General features: G+C 60.6%; 19 protein-coding genes. 8 read left to right on the top strand and 11 right to left on the bottom strand.

The features are described 5' to 3' along the window. The first annotated feature begins 11 nt into the window (after positions 1-11). The 4 genes from ACNPAA_RS12210 to ACNPAA_RS12195 all read left to right on the top strand — a co-directional run bounded on the left by ACNPAA_RS12210 (position 12) and on the right by ACNPAA_RS12195 (position 3,319). Entirely contained in the window at positions 12-380 is a 369-nt protein-coding gene (locus ACNPAA_RS12210; RefSeq protein WP_010675518.1) for a DUF2061 domain-containing protein, read from the top strand. A 110-nt stretch (positions 381-490) separates the two neighbouring features. Continuing rightward, the gene (locus ACNPAA_RS12205; RefSeq protein ID WP_043156269.1) at positions 491-1,084 is read left to right on the top strand and encodes an MliC family protein; all 594 of its coding nucleotides are present in this window, start codon (positions 491-493) and stop codon (positions 1,082-1,084) included. 239 nt (positions 1,085-1,323) lie between these two features. Then, complete coding sequence (locus ACNPAA_RS12200) at positions 1,324-1,476, top strand: hypothetical protein (protein WP_417891794.1); 153 nt, start codon at positions 1,324-1,326, stop codon at positions 1,474-1,476. A 160-nt stretch (positions 1,477-1,636) separates the two neighbouring features. After that, the gene (locus ACNPAA_RS12195) at positions 1,637-3,319 is read left to right on the top strand and encodes a hypothetical protein (protein WP_417891793.1); all 1,683 of its coding nucleotides are present in this window, start codon (positions 1,637-1,639) and stop codon (positions 3,317-3,319) included. Positions 3,320-3,420: 101 nt separating this feature from the next. On the opposite strand, the gene ACNPAA_RS12190 is transcribed toward ACNPAA_RS12195, so the two are convergent. Next, on the bottom strand, positions 3,421-3,648 hold the full coding sequence (locus tag ACNPAA_RS12190) for a hypothetical protein (RefSeq protein WP_417891792.1): 228 nt from the start codon (positions 3,646-3,648) through the stop codon (positions 3,421-3,423). 440 nt (positions 3,649-4,088) lie between these two features. On the opposite strand from ACNPAA_RS12190, the gene ACNPAA_RS12185 reads away from it, so the two are divergent. Together ACNPAA_RS12185 and ACNPAA_RS12180 are read left to right on the top strand one after the other, a co-directional pair. After that, positions 4,089-4,520: a MerR family transcriptional regulator gene (locus ACNPAA_RS12185; protein WP_417891791.1), complete on the top strand. Its 432-nt coding sequence runs from the start codon at positions 4,089-4,091 to the stop codon at positions 4,518-4,520. A gap of 54 nt (positions 4,521-4,574) precedes the next feature. After that, positions 4,575-5,180, top strand: a complete 606-nt coding sequence (locus ACNPAA_RS12180) for an NAD(P)H-dependent oxidoreductase (RefSeq protein WP_139737350.1) — start codon at positions 4,575-4,577, stop codon at positions 5,178-5,180. 71 nt (positions 5,181-5,251) lie between these two features. On the opposite strand, the gene putP is transcribed toward ACNPAA_RS12180, so the two are convergent. The 8 genes from putP to ACNPAA_RS12140 form a co-directional block, all read right to left on the bottom strand. Beyond that, positions 5,252-6,760, bottom strand: a complete 1,509-nt coding sequence (gene putP, locus ACNPAA_RS12175) for a sodium/proline symporter PutP (RefSeq protein WP_045525661.1) — start codon at positions 6,758-6,760, stop codon at positions 5,252-5,254. Between the two features lie 274 nt (positions 6,761-7,034). After that, positions 7,035-7,961, bottom strand: a complete 927-nt coding sequence (locus ACNPAA_RS12170) for a L,D-transpeptidase family protein (protein WP_010675523.1) — start codon at positions 7,959-7,961, stop codon at positions 7,035-7,037. Positions 7,962-8,146: 185 nt separating this feature from the next. Then, entirely contained in the window at positions 8,147-9,388 is a 1,242-nt protein-coding gene (locus ACNPAA_RS12165) for a mechanosensitive ion channel family protein (protein WP_010675524.1), read from the bottom strand. 131 nt (positions 9,389-9,519) lie between these two features. After that, the gene (locus ACNPAA_RS12160) at positions 9,520-10,719 is read right to left on the bottom strand and encodes an acetate kinase (protein ID WP_010675525.1); all 1,200 of its coding nucleotides are present in this window, start codon (positions 10,717-10,719) and stop codon (positions 9,520-9,522) included. Between the two features lie 218 nt (positions 10,720-10,937). Beyond that, on the bottom strand, positions 10,938-11,408 hold the full coding sequence (locus ACNPAA_RS12155; RefSeq protein WP_010675526.1) for a YhcH/YjgK/YiaL family protein: 471 nt from the start codon (positions 11,406-11,408) through the stop codon (positions 10,938-10,940). A 309-nt stretch (positions 11,409-11,717) separates the two neighbouring features. Next, a complete protein-coding gene (locus ACNPAA_RS12150) occupies positions 11,718-12,824 on the bottom strand; it encodes a 1-acyl-sn-glycerol-3-phosphate acyltransferase (RefSeq protein WP_010675527.1) in 1,107 nt (368 codons plus the stop codon). 173 nt (positions 12,825-12,997) lie between these two features. Next, positions 12,998-13,552, bottom strand: a complete 555-nt coding sequence (locus tag ACNPAA_RS12145) for a GNAT family N-acetyltransferase (protein WP_039040199.1) — start codon at positions 13,550-13,552, stop codon at positions 12,998-13,000. Between the two features lie 37 nt (positions 13,553-13,589). After that, the gene (locus tag ACNPAA_RS12140) at positions 13,590-14,144 is read right to left on the bottom strand and encodes a GNAT family N-acetyltransferase (RefSeq protein WP_042016040.1); all 555 of its coding nucleotides are present in this window, start codon (positions 14,142-14,144) and stop codon (positions 13,590-13,592) included. Positions 14,145-14,495: 351 nt separating this feature from the next. On the opposite strand from ACNPAA_RS12140, the gene ACNPAA_RS12135 reads away from it, so the two are divergent. Then, positions 14,496-16,268: a M4 family metallopeptidase gene (locus ACNPAA_RS12135; RefSeq protein WP_201872873.1), complete on the top strand. Its 1,773-nt coding sequence runs from the start codon at positions 14,496-14,498 to the stop codon at positions 16,266-16,268. A 57-nt stretch (positions 16,269-16,325) separates the two neighbouring features. Here ACNPAA_RS12135 and ACNPAA_RS12130 read toward each other — a convergent pair whose 3' ends face one another. Further along, a complete protein-coding gene (locus tag ACNPAA_RS12130; protein ID WP_029314793.1) occupies positions 16,326-17,225 on the bottom strand; it encodes a LysR family transcriptional regulator in 900 nt (299 codons plus the stop codon). Positions 17,226-17,427: 202 nt separating this feature from the next. On the opposite strand from ACNPAA_RS12130, the gene mdtH reads away from it, so the two are divergent. Continuing rightward, on the top strand, positions 17,428-18,621 hold the full coding sequence (mdtH, locus tag ACNPAA_RS12125) for a multidrug efflux MFS transporter MdtH (RefSeq protein WP_201872874.1): 1,194 nt from the start codon (positions 17,428-17,430) through the stop codon (positions 18,619-18,621). A gap of 167 nt (positions 18,622-18,788) precedes the next feature. Here mdtH and ACNPAA_RS12120 read toward each other — a convergent pair whose 3' ends face one another. Next, a complete protein-coding gene (locus ACNPAA_RS12120; protein ID WP_417891790.1) occupies positions 18,789-24,542 on the bottom strand; it encodes a type I secretion C-terminal target domain-containing protein in 5,754 nt (1,917 codons plus the stop codon). Position 24,543: the final 1 nt, after the last annotated feature.

Below are 24,543 nucleotides of genomic sequence, written 5' to 3'. Positions count from 1 at the left end.
GAGACACCACCATGAAAAAGACCATCAGCTTCGCCATCCTGCACTTTTGTGTCGCCTTCACCGTGGCTTACCTGCTGACCGGCGAACTGCTCACCGCCAGCCTCATCGCCCTCATCGAGCCCGCCGTGAACACGGTCGCCTTCTATTTCCACGACCTTGGCTGGCACAAGCTCAAGCCTGAACACAGCCTGCAGGCCAAGACCAGCAGCTTCGCCCTGGTCCACTTCTCGGTGGCCTTCGGTGTCGCCTACCTGCTGAGTGGCGAGCTGCTCACCGGCGGCGTGATGGCACTGATCGAACCTGCCATCAACACCGTCGTCTTCTTCTTCCACGAGCGGCTGTGGCGCAGCCGCCAGACCTTGGCGCTGGCCGGCGTCTGATTGCCATGCAGGGCCGCCCGACACCCAAAAACACGGGGTGCTCCTGCCTACTTCGGGTGTAAAGTGTGCTCTGATCACGGGGCATCATGCCCCCTGTTGGAGCCCTGTCGATGAACAAGATCTTGCTTGGAACCCTGCTGTTTTCCCCTCTGCTGGCCGCGGCGGCCACCCCGTCCTTCGAATGCGCCAAGGCGAAAGGCGCCGCCGAAACCCTCATTTGCAAGGATGCCGGACTGGCTGCGCTGGATAACGAGCTGTCAGCCCTCTATCCCAAGGCGATTGCCGGGTTCTCCCCCGAGCAGCAGAAGAGCGAGCGCGCCATCCAGCGCGGCTGGATCAAGGGGCGCAACGACTGCTGGAAGGCGGGCGACTTGCGCCAGTGCGTGGAAGAGAGCTACCAGTTGCGGATCACCGAGTTGCAGATAAAAGGCGGCCAACTGAAGGTGCCGACACCGGTCGATTACCAGTGCGGCAAGAGCGTCACCCTCTCCACCTACTTCTACAACGAGGCCAAGCGGCCCGCCGCCATGATCAACCTGAGCGAGGGTAACAACCAGCAACAGGTGCTCGCCTATGAGACCCCCAGCGCCAGCGGCGCCCGGTACGAGGGGCAAAACCTCACCTTCTGGACCAAGGGGAGCGACGCCATGCTGGAGCGCTACGGTCAGCCCACCCTCAACTGCAGCGAGATCCCGGGCAACTGATCCCCCGCCCGGCCAAGGGCCGGGCAACCACTCCCGTACAGGCAGCAAGAGGGTCACCGACAGGTGACCACTCGCCCCCTTTTACCTATCCCCCTCTCGCCAATCCAGCCCGGACGCCAGGCTTTCGGGCTGGCCTCCATTTGTTGATCTTGCCCGACAATTCGCCATTTCCTCCTTTCCCTTCGCTCGCGGGCCATTAATATAGCCAATTGGCAACACACGTCTCGTCGGAGTCTCCCATGAGCCATGCCAACCACACCCCTTTGGTCAATCGCAGCAAGCTGGAGGCTGAAATCCAGTGCGGTAGCCATCCCGGCGCTTGTTATGGCTTACATCACACTGATTTTCTTTACAGTCGTCATGATTGTTCAAAAGAGAAGGTCAGCAAATAGTGTTAGCTTCAGAGGTAGGCAGGTAACTCATTGATTTAAAATGTTGATTATAAAGCCCTAAACCAAAGTGAAGCGGAGTTAGATAGAAGGCGGTATTAATGTGTTAGTACCGCCTTCCATCTAATCACTGTTAAACACTTCATCGAAATTGGAGTTTTAAATGAACGAAGAGAAGACAATCGAAGAAGTTGAATATGAACAAAGGCTTCGCCGACGGTTGAAGATTCTTCAAGAGCAATTTAAAGAAGGGAAGATAAGAATTGCTGAAGGGCTTGATGTAGAAAAGAGCCTTCTTGCTATTCGCACCGGTCCAGATGGTGAGATAGACCTAGATACAGTAGATGGTCTTGTAAGATCTATGGCCCTAGCAGTTACCGCTATATATGATCGTGAGGAGCTAAAAAAGCAAGCTTCATTGAGTGAAATACAAAATATTTATTTTAAATTCATCGAAGACAATTTTGGACGTTTTTTTAAGATTATGAATCAAAGAGGAATGACCCCTCATGATGCGGGAATGGCAGCACGAAATAGTGAGGGCTCCATAAAAGAAATAACAGAAAATCTAGATGAATTTCTTGAGGTAATAGATCAGTTCTGGGATGGTGTTGGCGAACTCGCACACATTCACGTTGAAGATATGCATCACAATGTGAAGGGTGTTTTTGGCGGTGATCTTTTTCCTTCGCATAATGAAAACATAGCATCCAAGTGTGGCATATATACTGATACTATTGTTCTTCCTGATCCATTCTTAAGATCTAAAATAATTTTCGAACATTATAGTCTCGCAGATAAAGCCTATTACCTCATGAAACATGCAATGAACATCCTGCAATATAAGGATCTAGCGTGTGCAGATGTAGAATATCCGATTGTTGTTATATTGCCTGATATGGGCGTATTGCAAGAAGGTGAGCGTGAGTTTTTCCATCGTTTAGGAAGAGAGGATTCTTTGGTTCACACGGGTAAATTGTTTGGGCGGGATTTTGAGTCTTTCGAAGAGCTAATGGACTTTTGTGGTTCACTGGACTCAGTTGAAAGAACCGTCGCTGAAATATCTGATAGTAGCAGAGTCTTATTCGACACCGATTGGAATGAAGATATCGGAGACCAAATAGAAAAGGCAATGAAAAGTGAACATATGCAGCCTTTTGGTCAAATCACTCCCGGAGTGGTGTTAGCGAGTCAAGCTCTTGGCAGAATGTCCGTAAGCAACGAAATGCTTGTAAAAGCGAGACGCTTAAATGGGACTCCCATAATAGATGCTCCGACATCTTGGCAGTACCTCGTTTGGAAGATGGAATACGATGCTGAAAGGGCTGAATCAGAATTAAAATCTCAAGACCTCCATGTCGTTAAAGGCCTTAGTGACCTTTCAGCCGGTGAGATGGAATGGATTGGAAACATCCCTCCAGAAGCTCTCATTGAAATACGAAAAGTAGGCGCTATGGAAGAGATTAGAGGAATTTTAGGCAAAGGGGTAAATGATTTGATTGAAGTCAATCCTGCCAATTTCCATCGCAGTCGAGACCAGATTTTTGACAATATTAACTTAGCATTTAGCCAACACAAAAAAAATCTAGATGAACTCAGCAATAAGAAATGGAGATTTGCAGGTAAAGACATTGGTTCGTGGTTAGTCGTTGGCACACTTGAGGTCGCAGCAGCGGTCACTGGAACTCCTGTTTGGGGATTGGCTACAATAGCAGCAGACCAAATGTTTGATGTTCCAAAATTAAAAAACATTCCACAATCAATTAGAGACCTCGCAGTAGAAAACAATAAAGTGAAAAAATCAGCAGTAGGTCTTCTTTTCGATATTCATAAGAAAAATGCTTAACAAGGTGCTGTTGTTGGGCAAATTTTCCGCTGCGCTATACATTTTCCGCAGAGCGCAGCGTTAAGTACATAAAATGACGAAGCGTCTCTCAGCCCGTAAGTTCAAATAGTGAAGCGTATTCGAATAATCGTAAATCCTCCCGTATAAGCAAGGATCGGGAAATCTCCTTGGGGAGCCCCTTTCGGCCACCGAGTGGCCCTGTCTGGCTCGCCGGAGTCACTATAAGCTGGATTTATGAGTTTTCCGTTGATGACCCCATATTTGCTTATATTGGCGATCACCAGTTCACCAGCACCTGTTGCGGCCCCATCACGGGTCAGCTCGGTCATATCCCGCCCCTGCGGCACACCTCACTGCGCCGCAGACAGGCAGGGTATTGTTTCCCCCTGAAAGCCGCCGAGCCGAGTTTAGCGGTTCAGGAGCGCCATCATGGACGACGGCTCAGCCGCAGGCGGCACCGGGATGTGCCGCGTGCGGCGTTCCGTCCGACCCGATGAAGGGGGCGAGGGAATCCGCGAAGCGGACGGCTTGTCGGGGGAGAAGACCTTTGGTCTTACTTGCAATAAAAAATGGGTATTTCCAAAGTCACTCGCCCCGGCCCGACTGGCGAGCAACCCGAGGGCAGCGCCCTCGCATTCTATGGGGCAAAGCCACATCCAGAGCGCTGCTGTGCAATGCACTGCGCCGACAGCTCCTCCATGGGGATTCTCTCCCCCCTGCCACTGGCCTATAGTGAGCCCCTACTCGAACAACCTTTGCGAGCAGCACCATGTATATCGGCGAATTTGCCCGGCTGGCGGGCACCACCCCAAAGGCGGTCCGTCTCTACGAGCAGATCGGGCTGCTGCCAGAGCCCAGGCGGCGCGGCAAGTATCGCGTCTACCGGGCCGAGGATCTGGAGTGGGTCGGTTTTATCCGCGAGGCCCAGCGGCTTGGCTGCAAGCTCGGGGAGCTGGTTCCCCTGCTCGCGGGCGTCACCAGCCTCGATCACTTCCCCTGGCAGAAGGTGGAGCAGCTTATCGCGGACAAGCTGGCGCAGATCGAGGCGGAGGTCGCCCGGCTGCAACGCCAGCATCAGGGCTTGAGCCAGTGCGCCACGCTGCTGGCGCAGCACCCTTGCCGCTATGGCGACCCCGTCCAGCGCGAGCCGCTCCCGCTGGCTGAGCAAGGGCTTGCAGGACGAGCGCACCAGGTGGCTTGACTCTGTCCCATGGGACAAGGGGTGTAATGGGGGCTCACTTCAAGGAGCCATACCATGACCCCCAACCTGCTTGTTCTCAACGGCAACCCCAAACCCGACAGCCTCTGCCACGCCCTCGCCCGAGAGTATGCCCGCAGTGCCGAGCAAGGGGGCGCGCGCGTCACCCTGCATCACGTGGGGGAGCTCGCCTTCGCGCCGGATCTTCACCATGGCTATGACGAGGTGCAGCCCCTCGAACCGGATCTGCAGTCGGTGCAGCAGAGCCTGACGCAGGCCCACCATCTGGTGATCGTCGCCCCCGTCTGGTGGGGCCACCTGCCAGCCCGGCTCAAGGGGCTGCTGGATCGCACCCTGCTGCCTGGTTTCGCCTTTCGCTACCAGCCGGGGAAGGCGTACCCGGAGCAGTTGCTCGCCGGCAAGACGGCACGCCTGCTGCTCACCATGGACAGCCCCCCCTGGTATTACCGCTGGTGGCAGGGAGCCCCCCTGGATCGCACCCTGGACAAGCCGGTGCTGGGGCTGTGCGGTATCCGGCTGACCCACCGCCAGCATCTGGGGCCCGTCCACACCTCGGATGAGGGGGCCCGCCAGCGCTGGCTCAGCCAGGCCGGGGCCGCCGCCCGCCAGGATGTGCAGCGGCTGGGCAGGCGCCCCGCCTAATCCCTGCCATGGGCATGTTTTGCCCATTAAAAAGCCCCGCAGTTGCGGGGCTTTTGTCGTCGAGGCGGGGGTTATTTTGCCGCGATGGCGTCTGCCATGGGGCTCTGGAACTCCTGCTCGGCTTCTGCGAAGCGATCCTGCATGGCCTTGGAGGGGGCCTTGTCCAGCAGGCTGAACAGCACGATGGCCAGGGTGGCAAACAGGAAGCCCGGGATGATTTCGTACAGACCCAGCCAGCCGAACTGCTTCCAGATGATGACGGTCAGGGCACCGACCAGCATGCCCGCCAGGGCGCCGTTGCGGGTCATGCGGGACCAGAGCACGGAGAGCAGCACCACGGGGCCGAAGGCGGCACCGAAACCGGCCCAGGCGTAGCTCACCAGCCCCAGCACCCGGTTTTCCGGGTTGGTGGCGACGGCGATGGCCACCAGAGCGATCAGCAGCACCATGGCGCGGCCGACCCACACCAGCTCTTTCTGGGAGGCGTTCTTGCGCAGGAAGGGCTTGTAGAGATCCTCGGTGATGGCGCTGGAGCAGACCAGCAGCTGGCAACTGAGGGTACTCATGACCGCAGCTAGGATGGCGGAGAGCAGCACGCCGGCAATCCAGGGGTTGAACAGGATCTTGGAGAGCTCGATGAAGACGCGCTCCGGGTTGGCGGTCACGCCGCCCGCCTGCTCGGTGAAGGTGGAGAAGTAGGCCAGGCCGAAGAAACCGATGGCCACGGCGCCACCCAGGCACAGCACCATCCAGGTCATGCTGATGCGACGGGCGCTGGCCATGGAGTGGTGGGAGTCCGCCGCCATGAAGCGCGCCAGGATGTGGGGCTGGCCGAAGTAGCCCAGGCCCCAGGCCATCAGAGAGATGATGGCGATGAAGTCCAGGTTCTTGAACATGTCGAGGTTGCTGGCGTTCTGCGCCGCCACCTGCACCATGGCGGTGTCGATGCCGCCCACGGCGATGATGACGAACACAGGAGTCAGGATGAGGGCGAAGATCATCAGGGTCGCTTGCACGGTGTCGGTCCAGCTTACCGCGAGGAAGCCGCCGAAGAAGGTGTAGGTGATGGTGGCCGCGGCACCGATCCAGAGGGCGGTGTCATAACTCATGCCGAAGGTGCTCTCGAACAGGCGGGCACCGGCCACCACGCCGGAGGCGCAGTAGATGGTGAAGAACAGCAGGATCACCAGGGCGGAGAGGATGCGCAGCACCCGGCTCTTGTCTTCGAAGCGGTAGGTGAAATAGTCCGGCAGGGTCAGGGCGTTGCGGTTCTTCTCGGTGTGAACCCGCAGCCGACCGGCCACCCAGCGCCAGTTGAAGTAGGCGCCGATGATGAGGCCGATGGCGATCCAGCTCTCGGAGATGCCGCCGATGAAGACGGCGCCAGGCAGGCCCATCAGGAGCCAGCCACTCATGTCGGAGGCACCGGCGGAGAGGGCGGTCACCCAGCTCCCCATCCGGCGGCCGCCGAGAATGTAGTCGTCAAAGTTACGTGTGGCGCGATAGGCGATGAAGCCGATCAACACCATCCCGAGGATGTACACCAGAAAGGTGATGAGCATGGGGGTGCTAGCTGTCATTCAAAACTCCGTTATGTGACGTCTGTGCCCGTTCTTGCGACGGACTCTTCCTTAAAAAAACCGGCCTAGAGTAATCAGCAGATCGCCGGACCACAACCACTTTTAACAAATAAAAAACACATGGAAAACGTTTAACACCTAACCAAGCAACCACTCAATTGCAATAAGGCCGGATTTTATCCCGATCTGCCAAGGGTTTACCCTGATGATCCCCTCCCCCGCGCCATAAAAAAGCCCCGACAGTGGCCGGGGCTCGGAATACCGACGGGCGGGATCAGCGGTTGATGGCGATGGGCATGCCGCTGCGCTGCTCCAGGGCCTGCTTGACCAACTGGGAGTCGCTGTCCGCGTGGGCGATGAAGCGGGTCACGGCGGTGGACATGGGCAGCGGGGCCGGCAGGCTGGAGTTGAACTCCTCCTGGTTGCGGGAGAGGGGCTGGTGCACTTCCAGGTAGCGGCGGCCATCCGGCTCGACAGAGGCCTTGATGGGCTGGTTCACGAACTGGACGCGGGTACCGACCGGGACCTGCTTGAACAGGTACTCGATGTCGTCGTTGCGCAGACGCACGCAGCCGTGGCTCACCCGCAGGCCGATGCCGAACTGGGCGTTGGTGCCGTGGATGGCGTACATCTTGCCGATGTAGAGCGCGAACAGCCCCATGGGGTTGTCCGGACCGGCCGGCCAGACCGCAGGCAGGGTCTCGCCACGGGCGGCGTACTCGGCGTGCATCTTCGCGGTCGGGGTCCAGGTCGGGCCCGCCTTCTTGCGCTGCACGCTGGTCACCCAGTCTTCCGGGGTGTCGGTGCCGAGCTGGCCGATGCCAATCGGCAGCACTTCCACCACCTTCTTGCCTTTGGGGTAGTAGTAGAGGCGCATCTCGGCGACGTTCAGCACGATGCCTTCACGGGGGGCATCCGGCAGGATCAGCTGGTGCGGCACGACCAGCTTCTCGCCCGCCTGCAGCAGCAGGGGGTCTGCCTTGGGGTTGGCTTCCAGCATGTTGGTCAAGCCGAGCTGGAATCTGGCCGCTGCCGCTTCCAGGGGTTGGCCCGCCTCTTCCGGGGACACCACGTAGTCCAGGTTCTCCCCCACCAGGCGGCTGTTGGCTGCGGGCAGGGCATATTCGATGGCGAGGGCGGGCATGGCGGCCAGGATCAGGGAGCAGCACAGTGCGGCCGCCGTGTTGTGGAGGAGCTTCATAACTTTCCTGTGATAAAGGGGGTGGTTCAGCACTCTGGCCAGCGCGGAGGCGACGGGCGCGCCCGGGGCGAAGAGAAGGCCGCCATTTTTCTCCTCTGCCATGCAAATTTCAACCGCCACGTGCTGACGGGTCGGTGATTAAATACGGTGCCGCGCTGCGCCGCGGCACCTTGCCATAAGCGGGATCAGCCGTTTTTCCAACTGTGCATGTCATAACCGGTTGGCGACTGATGCAAACGCAGATGGAATTGCTCAATTATCGCAAATATGTGGTCGAAAATATCAGCCTGTATCCCTTCATACTCGGCCCAGGCGGTGGTCGCCGTGAAGCAGTAGATCTCCAGCGGCAGGCCGTCCGTGGTCGGTGCCAACTGGCGCACCATCAGGGTCATGTCCTTGCGAATACCCGCATGAGCCCGCAGGTAGGCGTCCAGATAGGCGCGCAGGGTGCCGAGGTTGGTGAGGTGGCGACCATTGATGGGGCAGCTGATGGCATCGCTGAGCTGCTGGTTGTAGCTGCTGAGCTCCTGCTCCTTGCGGCTGAGGTAGGGCGCCAGCAACCTGGCCTGCTTGAGCTGCAACTGCTCCTGCGAGGTGAGGAAGCGCACGCTGGTCATGTCAATGTTGACGCTGCGCTTGATGCGGCGCCCGCCGGATTCGGTCATCCCCTGCCAGTTCTTGAAGGAGTCGGAGATGAGGGCATAGGTAGGGATGGTGGTGATGGTCTTGTCCCAGTTCGACACCTTGACCGTGGTGAGGCCGATGTCGGTCACCTCGCCGTCCGCCCCGTACTTGTCCATCTGCAGCCAGTCACCGACGCTCAGCATGCGGTTGGCGGAGAGCTGGATACCCGCCACCAGGCCGAGGATGGGGTCCTTGAACACCAGCATCAGGACCGCGGTCATGGCCCCCAGGCCGCTGAACAGGAAGAGGGGCGACTTGCCGAGCAGCAGGGCGATCATCAGGATGCCCACCAGGATGCTGGCCACCAGTTTCACCCCCTGGAAGATGCCGCGCAGGGGCAGATCCCGCCCAAGCCGGGTATGGCGGCTCAGGGAGAGCAGGCAGTCGAGCAGGGCGAACAGGGCCAGCAGCAGGAACAGCAGGATCCAGAGCTGGGCCAGCAACTCGATAAGCGCCAGGCTCTCGGACGCTTTGGGCAGCCAGATCTCCGCCTGACCGAGCAGTACGGCGCCCTGGAACACGAAGGCGAGCCGGTAGAAGAGGCGTTGCTGCAACTGGGGCGGCAGCCACATCTGCTTGGTCTTGCCAAGCAGCCCCACCAGGCGCACCAGCAGGATGCGGTGCAGCACCAGGTGCAGCACCATGGCGGTCAGCACGATGAACCCCAGGGCGATCACCAGGGCCATCATGGGGGTCACATCGACCCCCAGGCCTGACAACCAGTTGAAAAACATCTCTTTCATCGTTACCTCCGCAATATCACACAGCGGTCAGGGTACGCATCTGGTCCCCCATGTCAAATGACAGGCCGATCACTATTGCCGAAACGACAACGCCCGGCAGGGGCCGGGCGTTGTCATCACCAGAGGGTGCCTTAGCCGACCAGGCTCAGGGCATCACGGGCGATCACCAGCTCTTCGTTGGTGGGCATCACCAGGGCCAGACGGCTGCCTTCGACGGTGATGGGGCCTTCACCGCCCAGTACGGCGGCGTTGTTCGCCTCCTTGTCGATCTTGAAGCCGAGCAGGGCCAGTCGGGCCAGCACCATCTCGCGCACCATGGCGGCGTTCTCGCCGATGCCGCCGGTGAACACCAGGGCGTCAAGGCGACCATCCATGGCGGCAGCATAGGCACCGACGTACTTGGCAACGCGATAGGTGAAGACGTCCAGTGCACGCTTGGCACCGGCGTCGGTGGCGTAGTTGCCGGTGACGTAGCGGCAGTCGCTGCTCTCCTCGGTCATGCCCAGCAGGCCGGATTCGCGGGTCAGCACCTGGTTGATCTTGTCCACGCTGTAACCCAGGTTGTCGTGCATGAAGAAGACGATGGCAGGGTCGATGTCACCGGAGCGGGTGCCCATCGCCAGCCCTTCCAGCGGGGTCAGCCCCATGGAGGTGTCGACGGACTCGCCGTTCTTGATGGCGCAGACGGAGGCACCGTTGCCCAGGTGGCAGTTGATGATGTTGAGCTCATGGAGCGGTTTGCCCAGCGCCTTGGCGGTCTCTTCGGCGATGAAGCGGTGGGAGGTGCCGTGGGCGCCGTAACGACGGATGCCGTTCTCGCGATAGAGCTTGTAGGGCAGCGCGTAGAGGTAGGCTTCCTCTGGCAGGGTCTGGTGGAAGGCGGTGTCGAACACGGCCACGTTCTTGTCGGCCAGGGCCGGGAACACCTTGAGGGCGGCACGGATGCCGATGAGGTGCGCCGGGTTGTGCAGGGGGGCAAACGGAATGGCGGCCTCGATGCCGGCGATCACGCCGTCATCGATGCGCACGGAGCGGGAGAACTGCTCGCCGCCGTGCACGATGCGATGGCCGATGGCGACCAGCTGATCGGCCAGGGCGGGATCCTGGGGCAGGATGTGGCCCACGATGTGGTCGAGGGCTTCCTGGTGCGCGGCACCGGCGCCCAGCATGGCGTCGCCCTTGACCCCGTGGAGTTTCCATTTGATACGTGCGTCATCCAGATTGAAGCATTCGGCCAGGCCGGACAGCATGTCCTCGCCCGTTTCAGCGTCCATTACGGCAAATTTCAGGGAAGAGCTACCGCAGTTAAGGATCAATACCAACTTGCTCATGTTCTACATCTTCCTGTGCTTCGGCTTTACGCCGACAGTGTCGTGTCATCCAGCGATGGATGGGATTCCCCTGCCGGGGGCTTATGGTCGCAGGAGGGTGCGTCCAATTTTTCAAATCGTTGGGCGCAGACCGTTCGTCTGGCGCGCGCGTCGAATCAGCGATTCGCAACGGGCCTCTGTTGGCCCAATCACTCGGGACTCCAGGCCCCGGTTGCCACTCAGGCGCCGGTCAGCAGCGACTGGTGAACCTTGACGACCAGCTTCTTGACCGGACCTGGGGTCGTCAGGGTACAGAGGGGGCGATGCAGTTCTCCCGGCCAGAAGATGGCGAAGTCGCCGGGCTGCAACGCCAGATAACTGGTCTGCTCATCATCGACGAACCAGAGATCGGGGTGAGGATGGTCGGCACCGTCCCGGCTGTAGGCGTGAGGGCCCACGCCGATCCACTCCTCGCCGCGCAGCAGCAGCTGGATGTCCAGATACTGCTCATGAAACTCGCCCCGGCGATCCGCCACCGGCTCTGTCAGATCCTCGCTCACCAGGCAGAACAGCGTGAGGCCGTCGACCTCCTGCTTGCCGAGGGGGGCGTGCAGCCAGCGTTCGACGCTTTGCACCACCTCGGCCACGATACGGTTCAGGGGGGCGGGCAAGGGGGTGCGTTGCAAGGTATCCAGACTGCCGGTGATCATGAGGTTCGCATCCTTAGGTATATCTGTGGTCTATCTTTGTGCACCAATGAAAAAGGACCATTGAAGGTCCTTTTATCGTCTCGTCTGCCATCCGTGCAGACGGGGGCGCTGTCGCTTCCAAGCCGATGGCGCCGAGTCACTGTTGCATACTCGTCCGCCCCTGCCAAGAGATACTCGCCCATTCACCCGATGATCGTACCAGTTGAAACAATATTATTCACTACCCAATCTCCCCCGACTTTGACCAGACGCAAAAACGGGAGCATCTGCTCCCGTTTTTTTTCCATCACCCGCTCAAAGCGGTGCCATTCAAACCTTGCCGGCGTTTTCCACCGGCTTGGCGTACATGGCGCGCCAGATGGCCTTGTGCTCTTGTGGCACCTCGGACTGGCGAGTCAGGAAGGCACTCTGCTCTATGGTGCTGGCCTTGCCTGGCACATCCGCCGCGAGGTAGTTGCCCGGGAAGAGGCGATAGCTGCTCCAGATCGCCTTGTCGATGAGCGCCGCCAGCTCGTCCGGATCGCTGAAGCCCTCGGTGATGGGGGCGCCGAAGGAGACATGTACCCGCCCCTTCTGGCCGACGATGCCCGCGACGATACTCTCGATGTCCTCGAACTCGCCCTTCTCGTAGCTGCCGTTGACCGACTTCTCGTAGAGCTCGCGCGCCTTGGCCTTGTCGGTGGGATCCAGCTCGTAGCTGATGCTCACCGGCACGATGTTGAGGCTGCGCATGTAGTCGACGAACTCGATCTTCTGCTTCTTGCCGTCCACATAGAACATCTTGAGGATGGCCGGATCCGTCTTGTCGTCCCCGTCCTTAGCGCGCCCCTCCTTCTGGGCGATCCAGATGGAGTGCCCCTCGTGCACCGACTGGCCGATGTAGGCCGACAGCTCGCCGAGGGCCTTCATCATCTCCCGCGGTCCCTTGGCGGAGCGCTTGACGATGAAGCTCTTGTTGAGCTTCATCAGCTCGGTGGCGCAGGGCTTGCGCAGCAGATTGTCGCCGATGGCGATGCGCACGGTATCGAAACCGTGGGTGTGCAGCCCCCAGTTGACGAACGCCGGATCCATGGCGATGTCCCTGTGGTTGGAGACGAACAGGTAGCCCTGCTCCTTCTTGAGGTGTTCGAGCCCGGAGAAGCTCACTCCCTGGGTGGAGGTGGCGATCATCCTGGTCATGTAGCGGGTCACCCCCATCTGTACCTGATGGATGGTGCTGACCTTGGCCCACTTGTGGCGCAGGAACTGGCGGATCAGCGGGCGAATGGCCCAGCCCAGCCAGCTCATCAGGGAACCGAAGCGGTATTTGGCGATGGCGCCGATAAACTCGTCATCCTGGATCAGCCGCTCGATGGCAGCCGGCACTTCTTCATCGCGATAGGGGCGAATGTCCGCGAATCTATCTACTTCTGTCACAATGTCTGCCTTGCATGTATGGAGTCGCGGCCTGCGTCTGCCGGCCGGGAAAATTCAGGGCGCAATTTTACACGCTTTTATCCCCAGGGGTATGAGAGGCGTACAGATAGTGCGATCTTGCAGTGAAAAAGCGATGGCGGTCACCCGCCAGCCCCCTTTCGACAACGGCTCTGCTAGCCAGCGGGATTGATGAGCGCGGTGAGGACGTGGTCCTCCCAGCGGCCGTTGATCATCAGATAGTCCCGAGCGTACCCCTCCTGCTCGAACCCCAGCCGTTCGAGGAGCGCGCCGCTTCGCAGGTTCGCGGGCATGTAGCTGGCCATGATGCGATGCAGGCCCCGCTCCCGGAACAGGTGATCGATGCCGGCGGCCACCACCTCCTGCATCAGGCCCTGCCCCTCGTGCTCCTTGTCGATGGCATAGCCCAGGTGGCACGCCTTGAACATGCCCATCACAATGTTCGTGAAATTGCAGGTGGCGAGCACCCGCTCCCCCCTGGGATCGAGCGCCACCAGTTGCACGGCACTGCCCTCGAAATAGTGGCCGTAACCGTCGCGCAAGCGGGTCTGCCAGTGGGCCAGGGTGTAGAAGCTCTCCTCCCGCCTGGGCTCCCAGGGGGCCAGGTGGGCGCGATTGCGCAGATAGAAATCCACCATCAGGCAGGCCCGCTCCGGGGTCAGCACGGTCAGCCGGGTACGGGGGGTGGCAATGTGGGGCAGCGTCGTCATCTCGCCCTCAGGAGGTTGGAAGCGGACAAAAGGGTCATCAGAGATCCCTCAGCCTCAGCCACTCGTCCCGCAGCAGGCCGTAGTGCACGTGATCCACCACCCTGTCCGCCAGCCGCTCCGCCCGCCGGGTCATCCCCTCCTGGGTCATTCCCAGCCGCTCGCACACGGCTCGGCTCGCCTCGTTCTCGAGGGCGGCGCTGATCTCCACCTTCTCCATCCCCATCTCCTCGAAGGCGTGATGGATCAGGGCCTGGCAGGCCCGGGTGATGATGCCGTGCCCCTGCCAGCGCTCCGCCAGCCAGTAGCCGATGGTCACCTTGCCGAGATCCTGATCGATCTGGTTGTAACCGATGACGCCGACCACCTCCCCCTGATACTCGATGGCCGTGGTCAGCCCCTCCCCTCGGGCAAACTTCTCGATGGCGTGGCGAATGAAGGTGGCGCTGTCGGCGGGCTGCTGGATGTGGGGCACCCAGGGCAGCCACTGGGAGAGGTAGTCGCGGTTGCGCTGGCAGAGGCGAAACAGCTCGCTGGCCATGTCGGGTTGCAGGAACAGGAGCGCCAGCTCGTCATCCAGTTGCCATGAAAACATCGCCACTCCTCCCCGGTTCCGCTCCGGCCATCTGCCGGCATGGGAGCCAATGTAGTCAATCAATCCCTTGTTTGCCAAGGACTTTTCAACCGACTTCCCCGCTGGCAACCCCCATATGGCGATCCCCATGCGGGCACCTTGCCCCCCAGGTCATCAATCACCCCTCACAGCGGTTCAACATGCTGCCATTACCAGCATTTATGGATGATTGGCGCTGTAAAAGTGAATCGTGCTACCTGTTTTCGCTGCCCTGTGACAAATGACAGGCCGTTATTTTCCCCCTTCCCACTAGTGTAAGAGCGCCGGGCAACGGACCCGGCGTGTAATCTTCATCGACTAAGGAAAGACGAGATGAACAAAGTCTATTTGGCCGTCATGCTGGCCTGCTGGGGAAGCGCCGCCATGGCGGCAGAACAGGTGGAAGTGAACCAGGTCTCCGACCTGGCCGGTGCGGTGAGTGGCGCCGCCAAGATTGGCGCCCTTGGCGCCGGGGATGGCGAGTTTCGCAAGGTGCGGGCGGTGACGCTGCCCAATGGCCAGCAGCGGATACGCTATGAGCAGACCTGGCAGGGGATTCCGGTGTGGGGCCAGGTTCTGGTGGCCGATCAGGCGCTGGGGGGCCAGGTCAATCAGGTGTCCGGCACCATGCTGCGCAAGATCGATGCCGACCTGACGGGCCCGGCCGTAGCCCTCTCCGCCAGCGACGCCGCACGCCAGGCTCGCAGCGGTGCCAAGGGGAGCAACGAACAGGTCAAGCTGTTCGTGATGCAGGATGAGACCGGCCAGGCCAGACTGGTCTATCTGGTCTCCTGGCTCGCCGCCAGCAAGGAACCGAGCCGCCCCTTCGTGATGATCGACGCCCAGACCGGCAGCGAGCTCAAACGCTGGGAGGGGATCAACCACAAGGACGCCACCGGCCCGGGGGGCAACGTCAAGACCGGCAAGTATTTCTACGGTGCCGACTTTGGCCCCCTGCAGGTGGATGACAACTGCCGCATGACGGGGACCAACGTGGACACCCTCAACATGAATCACGGCACCACGGGGGGCACCATCCACCAGTTCACCTGCCCGGAGAACACGATCAAGGAGATCAACGGTGCCTACTCGCCCCTCAACGATGCCCACTACTTCGGCAACGTGGTGTTCGACATGTACCGCAACTGGTACAACACGGCGCCGCTGAGCTTCAAGCTCAAGATGCGGGTGCACTACAGCCGCAACTACGAGAACGCCTTCTGGGACGGCAGCCAGATGACCTTCGGCGACGGGGCCACCACCTTCTATCCGCTGGTGAGCCTGGATGTGGCGGCCCACGAGGTGAGCCATGGCTTCACCGAGCAGAACTCAGGACTGGTCTACTCCGGTCAGTCTGGCGGCATCAACGAGGCCTTCTCCGACATGGCGGGGGAAGCGGCCGAATACTACATGAAGGGCAGCAACGACTGGCTGGTGGGGGCCCAGATCTTCAAGGGCAACGGCTCCTTGCGCTACTTCGAGGACCCGGCCCGGGACGGCAAGTCCATCGGCCACGCCAGCGATTACTATGACGGCATCGACGTACACCACAGTTCCGGGGTCTACAACCGCGCCTTCTACCTGCTGGCCAACACCAGCGGCTGGCAAACCCGCAAGGCGTTCGAGGTGTTCGTGCTGGCCAACCGCCTCTACTGGGGCCCCAACACCACCTTCGATCAGGGGGCGTGCGGGGTGACCAGGGCCGCCACGGATCTCGGTTACAGCGTGAGCGACGTGGCAGCCGCCTTCACCGCCGTCGGGGTCAACGCCACCTGCGGCGGCACCACGCCCCAACCGGGCAGCGTGCTGCAAAACGGGGTACCGGTGAGCAATCTCACCGCCGCCAAGGGGGGCAAGCTGAACTTCACCGTCGAGGTGCCCGCCGGCAGAAGCCAGCTGGTGGTGACCAGCAGCGGCGGCAGCGGGGATGCGGATCTCTACGTGAAGTTCGGCAGCGCGCCGACCGCCAGCAGCTATGACTGCCGCCCCTACAAGAGCGGCAATGCCGAAACCTGTACCCTGAACGCCCCCAAGGCGGGGACCTGGCACGTGCAGCTGAGCGGGTTCAGCGCCTTCTCCGGCGTCACCCTCAAGGCCAGCTACTGAGTCTGAGCGGGCATCAAGGGGAATAAGCGAAGAGCGCCGGCCTGGTCCGGCGCTTTTTTATGTCCGCTTGCCCGACCAGCGCCGGGCAAGGGTACGGGCCGCCTCCAGCACCCGCTCCTTGGCGGGATTGGGGCGCTTGCCGCTGCGCCAGGCCATCATCACGTCCCAGTGATCCGGTGGCAGATCCACCACGTCCAGCTTCACCAGGCGACCGAACTCCAGATCCCGGGTGATGGCGAGCGCCGGCATCAGGGTGATGAAGCCGTGCTCCAGCGCCAGCTCCCGTGCCGCACTCGCTGGCTGGATGGCGTGCAGCGGGCTCGCCACCTGGCGCAGCAGACGCAACTGCAGGATCAGCTCGTCGCAGCCCGTCCCCCACTGCTGGGGCGCCAGCCGCTCGTTGGCGATGTCCTGCAGGGTCAGCCCCTGCCGCCCGGCCAGCGGGTGGGTGGCGCAGGCCACAGCGATGATGGGGGAACGGTAAAGCAGTTCGAGCTGGATGCCCGCGATGGCAGGGCACTTGAGAATGAAGCCCACGTCGGTCTCGCCGGTCAGCAACTCCTGCATGATGATGCCAGAGTGATCCGTGTTGCAGCGGATCTCGAAGGTCTCATCCACCAGGGCCAGCAGCAGGGGGCCGAACACCGCCGTGGTCAGAGAGGGGAGGCAGGAGAGCCGGATCCGCGGCAATGCAGGCGCCCCCTGCATCGCCAGCCGCCCCCCTTCCAGTGCGCTCAGGGCCGCAGTCGCGGCAGGCAGAAACTGCTCGCAGGCCGGGGTCGGGGTGGCCCCCCGACGATGGCGACGGAACAGGGACTGACCCAGCTCCTGCTCCAGCACGGCAATGCGCTGGCTCACCATGGGTTGTGACCAGCCGCGAATGGCGGCCACCTTGCTGAAGCTGCCACGGTTGGCCACATCCAGCAGCAGTTGCAAATCGTCGAGGGTCATAGCCATAACCAAATCCAATATGAAATATAGCCAGTTGTCGGCTACCACTATATCTGGAGCCCCACCAGAATAGCAGCATCAATCGTCATGAACCGGCTGAACGCCACCGAGCCAGGGAGTTGTCATCCCCCTTGGCTCTGTTTGGTGACTGCGCCGTTCGGGCAAGAAAGACAACAATATCAGCGAAGCAAACAGAGGTATCAGGGTCATGGTGGATCGGGCGAGGCGGTTGGGGCGGTGGTTCTTGGCATTGGATTCCCTGCTGGTGATCCTGGGCTTTTTCGTGGTGATGCCCATGATCAGCCTGCGCTTCGTCGACCAACTGGGCTGGGCCGCCGGTGTGGTCGGACTGGCACTGGGGCTGCGTCAGCTTACCCAGCAAGGGCTGGGGGTCTTTGGCGGCTCCCTCGCCGACAAGTTCGGGGCGCGCCCCCTCATCGTCTGCGGCATGCTGCTGCGGGCGCTGGGGTTTGCCAGCCTGGCCTATGCCCAGAGCGGATTGGAGCTGATCCTCTCCTGCATCATCTCGGGGCTGGGTGGCTGCCTGTTCGATCCCCCCCGCGCCGCCCTGGTGATCAAGTTCACCCGGCCACGGGAGCGGGGTCGCTACATCTCCCTGCTGATGATGCTGGAGAGCGCCGGCGCCGTGGTGGGAGCCCTGCTCGGCAGCTGGCTGCTCAACTTCGATTTTGAATACGTCTGCCTGCTGGGTGCCGGCCTCTTCGTCTGCGCCGCCCTGTGCAACCTGCTGATCCTGCCCCCCTACAAGCTTTCGGTACGTCCGACGCCGATCCGGGACGGCCTCGGCCAGGTGCTGGCGGACAAGGCCTTCTGCCGACTGGTGCTGATCTTAAGCGGCTACTACGCGCTCTGGGTGCAGGTCATGCTGATCTTCCCCATTCTGGTCAAACAGATGGCGGGCAGCACCACGGCGGTGGGCTGGATGTATACCCTGGAGACGGCCATCTCCCTGGCCCTGCTCTACCCCCTTGCCCGGTTCGGCGAGCGCCACTTCAAGCTGGAGAACCGCCTGATGGCGGGGGTGCTGCTGATGACCACGGGGATCGGGCTGGTGGCCTTTGCCACCACCTTGCCCGCCGTCTTCCTGCTGCTCGCCTGCTTCTATCTCGGCATCGTCATCGCCGAGCCGGCGCGGGAAACCCTGATGACCAAGCTGTCACAACCGGGGGCGCGGGGCAGCTACATGGGCTTCAGCCGACTGGGGCTGGCGCTCGGGGGCATGACGGGTTACGTGGGGGGCGGTGCCCTGCACGACTACGCCATGGCCCAGGGGCAACCCTGGTTGCCCTGGCTGGTACTCGGCACCGTCGGTGTCACCACCTTGCTGCTGCTGGCCAACTGCTTCCAGCGCGGCTCCCGCCTGGCAGGGGTCAACGCCTGATCCTCTGGCAATCATCCCGTCTACCCCGGGCGCCCTTCTCTTGAAGGGCGCCCTTTTTTATCTTCTTCTTGCATTGCCCTCCCCCTCGTCTGCGCCCATCCACCCAAAAATCCCCCATAAAAAAAGCGGCAGATTGCTCTGCCGCTTTTGCCCAGCCCGCTTGGCTGTTACTTGTTGATATCCAACATGTTGTTTTGCAACATGAAATCGATCACCTGGTTGGCAGTCGTCCCTGAACCGCCCGTCAGGGTGTCGAAGGTGTGGTTCATCAGCACTATCTCCTGAGTCACCGGCGCCGCACTGCTCTCCTTGACCTGCAGATGCACCCCTTCGCTGTCCTGGAACACCGAGAGCAGGCTCTTCAGGGAGCTCTCGCTCTTGCTGCCATCGCTGTCTAGCAAGTCGCTCAGATCCAGCTTGTCCCCTTCCGACTTGCTGAAATCGACGATGTAGTCCTTGGCCACCTTGCCAGCCTCGGTATCCCCCTTCAGCCAGGTGAAGGTATCAGCACCTGCATCCCCCATGAGGATGTCGTTTCCGGCCCCCCCGATCAGGATGTCGTTGCCCAGTCCGCCGCTCAATATGTCGTTGCCGGTACCGCCATAGAGGGTGTCGTTGCCACTGCCACCATAGAGGCGATCGTTGCCGCTCTCCCCATAGAGGGTGTCGTTGCCGCTACCACCGAACAGGGTGTCGTTGCCGGCACCGCCGTACAGGAAGTCATCTCCCCCCTGACCGAACAGGATGTCATTGCCATCACCGCCGAGGAGGGTGTCACCCTTGTCATTGGTCGACGACTGATCGAACTCGCTGGCATGATCCGTGATGTAGGCGTGCACCTGGGCATCGGTCACCGACCCTGCCCCCAGCTTGCCGCTCACATACTGCTTGATGGCCGCATACCCTTCCCCGCTGATGCCGGTGAAGCGTACCGCGTCGCCAAACAGGATGTCGTCGCCGGCACCGCCATCGATCCGGTCACTGCCCGGCTTGTTGTTGACGGAGCTACCCAAGATGGTGTTGGCCAAGTCGCTAGCATTGACGCCGGTCATGATGACACCGTCAGAGTCGTAGGACTTGAGATCGTTATAGGAAATGTTATTACCCAATCCGATCGCCTCGACGGTCACCCCTTTTGCGGTCAACAGCTGGTAACCCAACAAGGCGTCGGCCCGAACCTCATCGGTGCTGTTTCGCCCATCCCCGCCCAGCAGCTGGATCTGGTTCTGGCCGTTGCTGCCCTTGACGATAACTCCCACCGTGGTCCCCGACCAACCACCCCATACTTGAGTCCACTTGATCACTTCCCCTTTACTGTTGACCACTTCGAGACCGCTGTAGGCCACGGTATTGCCGAGCACATAATTGTTGAGGTTCAAAGAAGTAGCGTTGAGATAGTCGTCATTGGCAAAAGCCCTGTCGATGATCTTCACATCACGGAGCCTAGTGGTGGTGCCGAGATCATAGAAGGTCGGCTCGCCATCGGTGATGAAGTAGGCCAGGTTCTTCGCATCCACATTGCTTGTCGCCGTGCTTGCGGCAAACCAGTCCGCCGCCTTGCTGAATGCGGCCTCATAGTTGGTGCCACCGTCGGCGGACATCCCCTTGAGGGCATCAAGCAAGGTCTTTAATGCCCCGCTATCGGTCAGATTGACGCTGACACTGCCATGGGTCGTGGTATCGAAATCCACAAGGAAGATATTGACGGTACCCGCATTGTCAGTGCCCGCACTGGTCTTGAGGCTGGTAAAGACCTTCTCCAGTTGTGTGCGGATCGTCTCTATTGCGTCGTCACCGATACTACCGGAACTATCAACGATGAAGGCAATGTTGTAGTTCTGACCCGGCAGCACAACGCTGCCATCCAGATCCCCCACAACGATATTGTGCTCACTGCCATAGGTCTGGTCCTGGTTGCCCGGCTCCCCTTCGGTGGCATTGAAGTAGCTCAGACGGATACTGTCTTCGTCGCTGGCGGTGTTTGACGACTCCGAATACAACTCGCGTGTGATCGCCTCCACCTTGAGATCCACCCGACCAGCGCTGCTGCCCGGCACTCGCAGCGTCAGTCCGCTCAACTTCACATCCAGCGCGATCTCACTCCACAGACCGCTGTTGGCGGTGAGGGTAAGCTTGCCATCAACCCCGACGGTTCCCAGCAATTGGCTACCGCTGTAGAGTGCAGCACCCTTCGGCATCCCGCTCAGTACCAGGCTGTCGAGCACTTCGCTGCCATCCCGATCGCTCAGGGAGGCGCTCACCTCCAGCGGGTAGTCGACCACCACCGGCTGCACCAGGGTCAGCACGCCCGTATCCTGATTGATCTGGTAGACACCGTCGGCGAACTGGACATACTCCACGTCGTGCAGCGCCTTGGTGATGCCGACCCCCTTCTCCGTGACGGAGAAGTTGAACCAGCGATCATTGATCGAGTATCCGCTGCCCTTCGTGATGGCGTAGTCGGCACGGTTGCCGGACAGTACAGCGATATCTTTATCACCAGCACCGCCATAGAGAGTATCGCCACCCAACCCAGCGACCAGAATGTCGTTTCCAACGCCGCCGTCGAGGGTATCGCCCGACACTGAGTTGCCACCGACCAGCACGTCATTGCCGTTGCCACCGACGAAGTGGTCTCCGCCCCCCTTCTGGCTCACGATGTAGTCGTTGCCATCACCACCCACCACGGTTTCCTTACTAGAAGTGCTATCGGTCAGAGTGTTGGTGATCCCGAGGGCCCCCTTGTCGAAGTTGCCGGACTGGAACTGGCCCGTGGTGATCCCCGCGCTCGGGAAACTCTGGCTGTAAGACGGCATGCCATTCCCCATCAGGGTGACGTTGACCGTGGGCTTGTCGGCCACCACCGCCACGTCGATCACCAGCTTGCTGCCGTTGCTGAGGTTGGCACCGTCGCTTATCTGATAGCCGATGCTGGCATAGTCGCCCTTCATGTTGCCGACCACGGCGCCGTTGCCGTTGGAGGCATGGGTGCTCGATTCGTTCAGACCGGGCACGAAGCGCAGATGGCCTGCGTTCACCTCGGCATAGGAGATGAGGGCTCCGGTTTGCACCGCAGCCCACTGCCCAGCTGCATTGAGGTATTCGAGGGTACCGTTCAGCGGCAGGGTATTGATCTTCACCCCGAGATCGGTCGCATCCTGATCGTCGCTGGCACCAAACTGGGCCCAGGTCAGGACCTGGGGCTGATCTTCGGCACCGGCGCTGTGGCCGCCAGCCGCCGTCGGCGCCCGATCATTGTCCACTATGGTACCGGTCCCGCTCTGACCACCGATGGTCACCGAGAGGGTCTCGTTCGTCTCGACCAGACGATCGTTCACCGTCGGGATGGTCACCGTGAAGTCTGTCACGCCCGCCGGTACCGTGATCTTGCCGGTGGTGCTGTTGTAGGTCACGCCGTTGCTGAACTGGGCATTGCCCCAGTCCTGGTTGGAGGCGGGGTTGTTGCCCGATCCGCGAATGGCGAAATCGTATTCGGTCGCTTCCTGGGTCGCATCGGACAAGGTGACCTTGTGCAACAGGTTGCCCCCTTCAGTCACGCTCTCGCTGGAGACACCCTGAACCAGCGGCGTGAAGAGAGGCTTGGTGGCGAAGGAGCCAATGCTGGCGTCACCGTCACCATCCACCACCCGGATCTGGAAGTCGATGTCACCATCACCCAGGGGTTTGGACATGCGCTGGTACTGGAAGAACTCCCACTTGCCAGTGGCTGGGGTGAACTCCAACCTGAACACCAAAGTGCCGTCACTGGCTTCGCCATACAGGGTATTGGGTAGACCTGCTTTGCTGGAAATTGAGATCTCTTTACCAGTAGCTGTCATCAAACCCACTTCATTGGATCCCAAAAGCGCTATATGCCCCTTGCCATCAGCACCCCATTGCGGTGCAACCGTACCCGAACCATAGGCAATTGCCTGCGGCGTATCAGCCCCCAGAAACTCGATAGACTTGACGGTAAAGTCGCTGTTGTCTTTGGTATTGATGTTGCCGTTATTGGTCGCCTTGATCACCATGGTATCGAAGCCACCCTGCTGCACCTGGAAGTTCTGGTTGAACTCTCCGCCCGCTGCATCCGATCTGAATGAAAGTGTGGAAATCAATACGTTGTCTCGGTAGAACTCCACGACCCCGCTCTCCAGCTCGCCGCCAAACATCTTGCTGAACTTGATGTTGGCACCGTAGGCAACCTTGCCCGCATCCAGCCTGACGATCAGCTGCTCGGAGGCAGACGATCCGTCGGCAAAGTGACGGAAGTCAATCTCGTTGGCAAGGTTGTGATAAGGCGCAGCACCGCTGGCCACCCCCAGCCCCGAGCTGGAGCCGTTGACCTCCGCCGTTACCAGTGAGGAATCGGTTGCCGACTTGAAGCCCAGGGCGCTGATGGTAAAGCCCGCCATGTTCAGTGTGCTCTGGTTGCCACTGTACTTGGTCAGGTCGAAGAGCCCGGTCAGCACATTCGGAATATCGGTCTTCACCACGGAAACGGCATCGCTGTTGCCAGCAATGGGGGAGTCGTCCTCGACGCTGACATCCAGCTTGCCCTTGGTGACACCGCTGCCATCGGAGACTTCCACGTCCAGCTGGAACGACAACTTGTCTTCCGAGGTCGTATCCCCGTGGTCGAGGGGGCCCTTTAGGGTCACGTCATAGGTCCACTCTCCCTTGCCGCTGGCATTGGGTGCCGTCAGCTTGACTTCGACCACCGCCTTGTAATCGGCGCCGCCAATCGCCCCCGTGTAGCCGACCAGCGTCTTGCTGCCCGCATCCCAGCTCCACTGGACCTTGGCCCCACCGGACGTCAGCCCGGCCGGTCCGTTCAGGGAGATGCTGAGCGTGCTGCTGTCGATGTCGCCCACCGAGAGGGTACCGGACGCCTTGATGGCGTTGGTGGTATCCGGGTTGCCGACCGTGTCGGCAATACCGTTTGCCAGCCCCTCTTCGGAGACGACAGCCCCATTGGAGATGGTCAGCGTCGGCAGATCATTGACCGCATCCACCTTGATGGTCACGGTTGCGGGACTCGCATCCACGGCGCCGTCGTTGTCTACCGCCGCATAGTTGAAGGTGATGTTGCCGTTCCAGTTCGCATTCGGAGTGAAGGTGAGCTTGCCGGCGTCCGCCACCGCAATGCTCTGATCCACCGTCACAGCCACCCCGTTCAGATAGAGGATGCCGTTGGCAGGCAGGCTCTTGATGGTGAAACTCACCACGTTGCCATCGATGTCGCTGCCACTGAGGGTCGGAATGGCGATGCTGGCGGCATCTTCCTGACCGTTTGCCTGCTTGTTCGCAGTCTCCGGCGCTTCATTCAGGATCTGCGCGTTGTCGCTGCCCGGCAGGGAGACGTTGCCCGCCTTGTCGGTCTGGGTCGCCGTCACCGTCAACGACTTGCCGTTGGCCGGGGTCGTTTCCGTCCAGCTGATGGTGCCATTCTGATAGCCGTAGCTCTTGCCATTGCTTGCCAGCAGGGTGCCATCGGCCTTGAGCGTCAACTGGACAGTGCTGTTCACCCCACCATTGTTGATGGTCAGCGTCACCTTGCCACCCGCAACCAGGTCTGCGTGATTGATCCCGGCGCGTACCTGGATCTGATCATTGCCAATCTCGGCCTTGGTCAGCATCTGGTCGTTGTTGGCATCATCCACGATAACCACGGTCGGTGCCGCAGTGGCGGTGGTGTCGCCCATGGTGGCGCTGTCGCTGCCCGGCAGCGAGACGTTGCCCGCCGCGTCCACGATGGTGGCGGTCACGGTCAGCGTCACGCCGTCCGCCGGACGGTCAACCTCGTAACCCACCTTGCCCGCCGTGATGTCGGCATCGGTCAACAGGCGGTCGGCCTGGCCGCTCACCTTGAGGGTGTCCCCGGCCTTGGCATCGCCCGGCAGGCTCACTTCCACGTCCACC

Origin of the sequence: Aeromonas sp. PS2Canimalfood6 (genome assembly GCF_048276795.1) — a bacterium.
In the GTDB taxonomy this organism is placed as follows: Bacteria; Pseudomonadota; Gammaproteobacteria; order Enterobacterales; family Aeromonadaceae; genus Aeromonas; species Aeromonas caviae.
The sequence above is the reverse complement of the archived record's forward strand: the minus strand, read 5'-3'. Positions and strand labels throughout refer to the sequence as shown.

Bases quoted from the DNA above. Each gene is read 5' to 3' on its own strand.
- ACNPAA_RS12165 (WP_010675524.1), bottom strand. From the start codon at position 9,388: ATGAAAGAGATGTTTTTCAACTGGTTGTCAGGCCTGGGGGTCGATGTG.
- ACNPAA_RS12185 (WP_417891791.1), top strand. From the start codon at position 4,089: ATGTATATCGGCGAATTTGCCCGGCTGGCGGGCACCACCCCAAAGGCG.
- ACNPAA_RS12130 (WP_029314793.1), bottom strand. From the start codon at position 17,225: ATGGCTATGACCCTCGACGATTTGCAACTGCTGCTGGATGTGGCCAAC.
- ACNPAA_RS12210 (WP_010675518.1), top strand. From the start codon at position 12: ATGAAAAAGACCATCAGCTTCGCCATCCTGCACTTTTGTGTCGCCTTC.
- ACNPAA_RS12190 (WP_417891792.1), bottom strand. From the start codon at position 3,648: ATGACCGAGCTGACCCGTGATGGGGCCGCAACAGGTGCTGGTGAACTG.
- ACNPAA_RS12195 (WP_417891793.1), top strand. From the start codon at position 1,637: ATGAACGAAGAGAAGACAATCGAAGAAGTTGAATATGAACAAAGGCTT.
- ACNPAA_RS12140 (WP_042016040.1), bottom strand. From the start codon at position 14,144: ATGTTTTCATGGCAACTGGATGACGAGCTGGCGCTCCTGTTCCTGCAA.
- ACNPAA_RS12205 (WP_043156269.1), top strand. From the start codon at position 491: ATGAACAAGATCTTGCTTGGAACCCTGCTGTTTTCCCCTCTGCTGGCC.
- ACNPAA_RS12170 (WP_010675523.1), bottom strand. From the start codon at position 7,961: ATGAAGCTCCTCCACAACACGGCGGCCGCACTGTGCTGCTCCCTGATC.
- putP (WP_045525661.1), bottom strand. From the start codon at position 6,760: ATGACAGCTAGCACCCCCATGCTCATCACCTTTCTGGTGTACATCCTC.
- ACNPAA_RS12200 (WP_417891794.1), top strand. From the start codon at position 1,324: ATGAGCCATGCCAACCACACCCCTTTGGTCAATCGCAGCAAGCTGGAG.
- ACNPAA_RS12135 (WP_201872873.1), top strand. From the start codon at position 14,496: ATGAACAAAGTCTATTTGGCCGTCATGCTGGCCTGCTGGGGAAGCGCC.
- ACNPAA_RS12145 (WP_039040199.1), bottom strand. From the start codon at position 13,552: ATGACGACGCTGCCCCACATTGCCACCCCCCGTACCCGGCTGACCGTG.
- ACNPAA_RS12180 (WP_139737350.1), top strand. From the start codon at position 4,575: ATGACCCCCAACCTGCTTGTTCTCAACGGCAACCCCAAACCCGACAGC.
- ACNPAA_RS12155 (WP_010675526.1), bottom strand. From the start codon at position 11,408: ATGATCACCGGCAGTCTGGATACCTTGCAACGCACCCCCTTGCCCGCC.
- mdtH (WP_201872874.1), top strand. From the start codon at position 17,428: ATGGTGGATCGGGCGAGGCGGTTGGGGCGGTGGTTCTTGGCATTGGAT.
- ACNPAA_RS12160 (WP_010675525.1), bottom strand. From the start codon at position 10,719: ATGAGCAAGTTGGTATTGATCCTTAACTGCGGTAGCTCTTCCCTGAAA.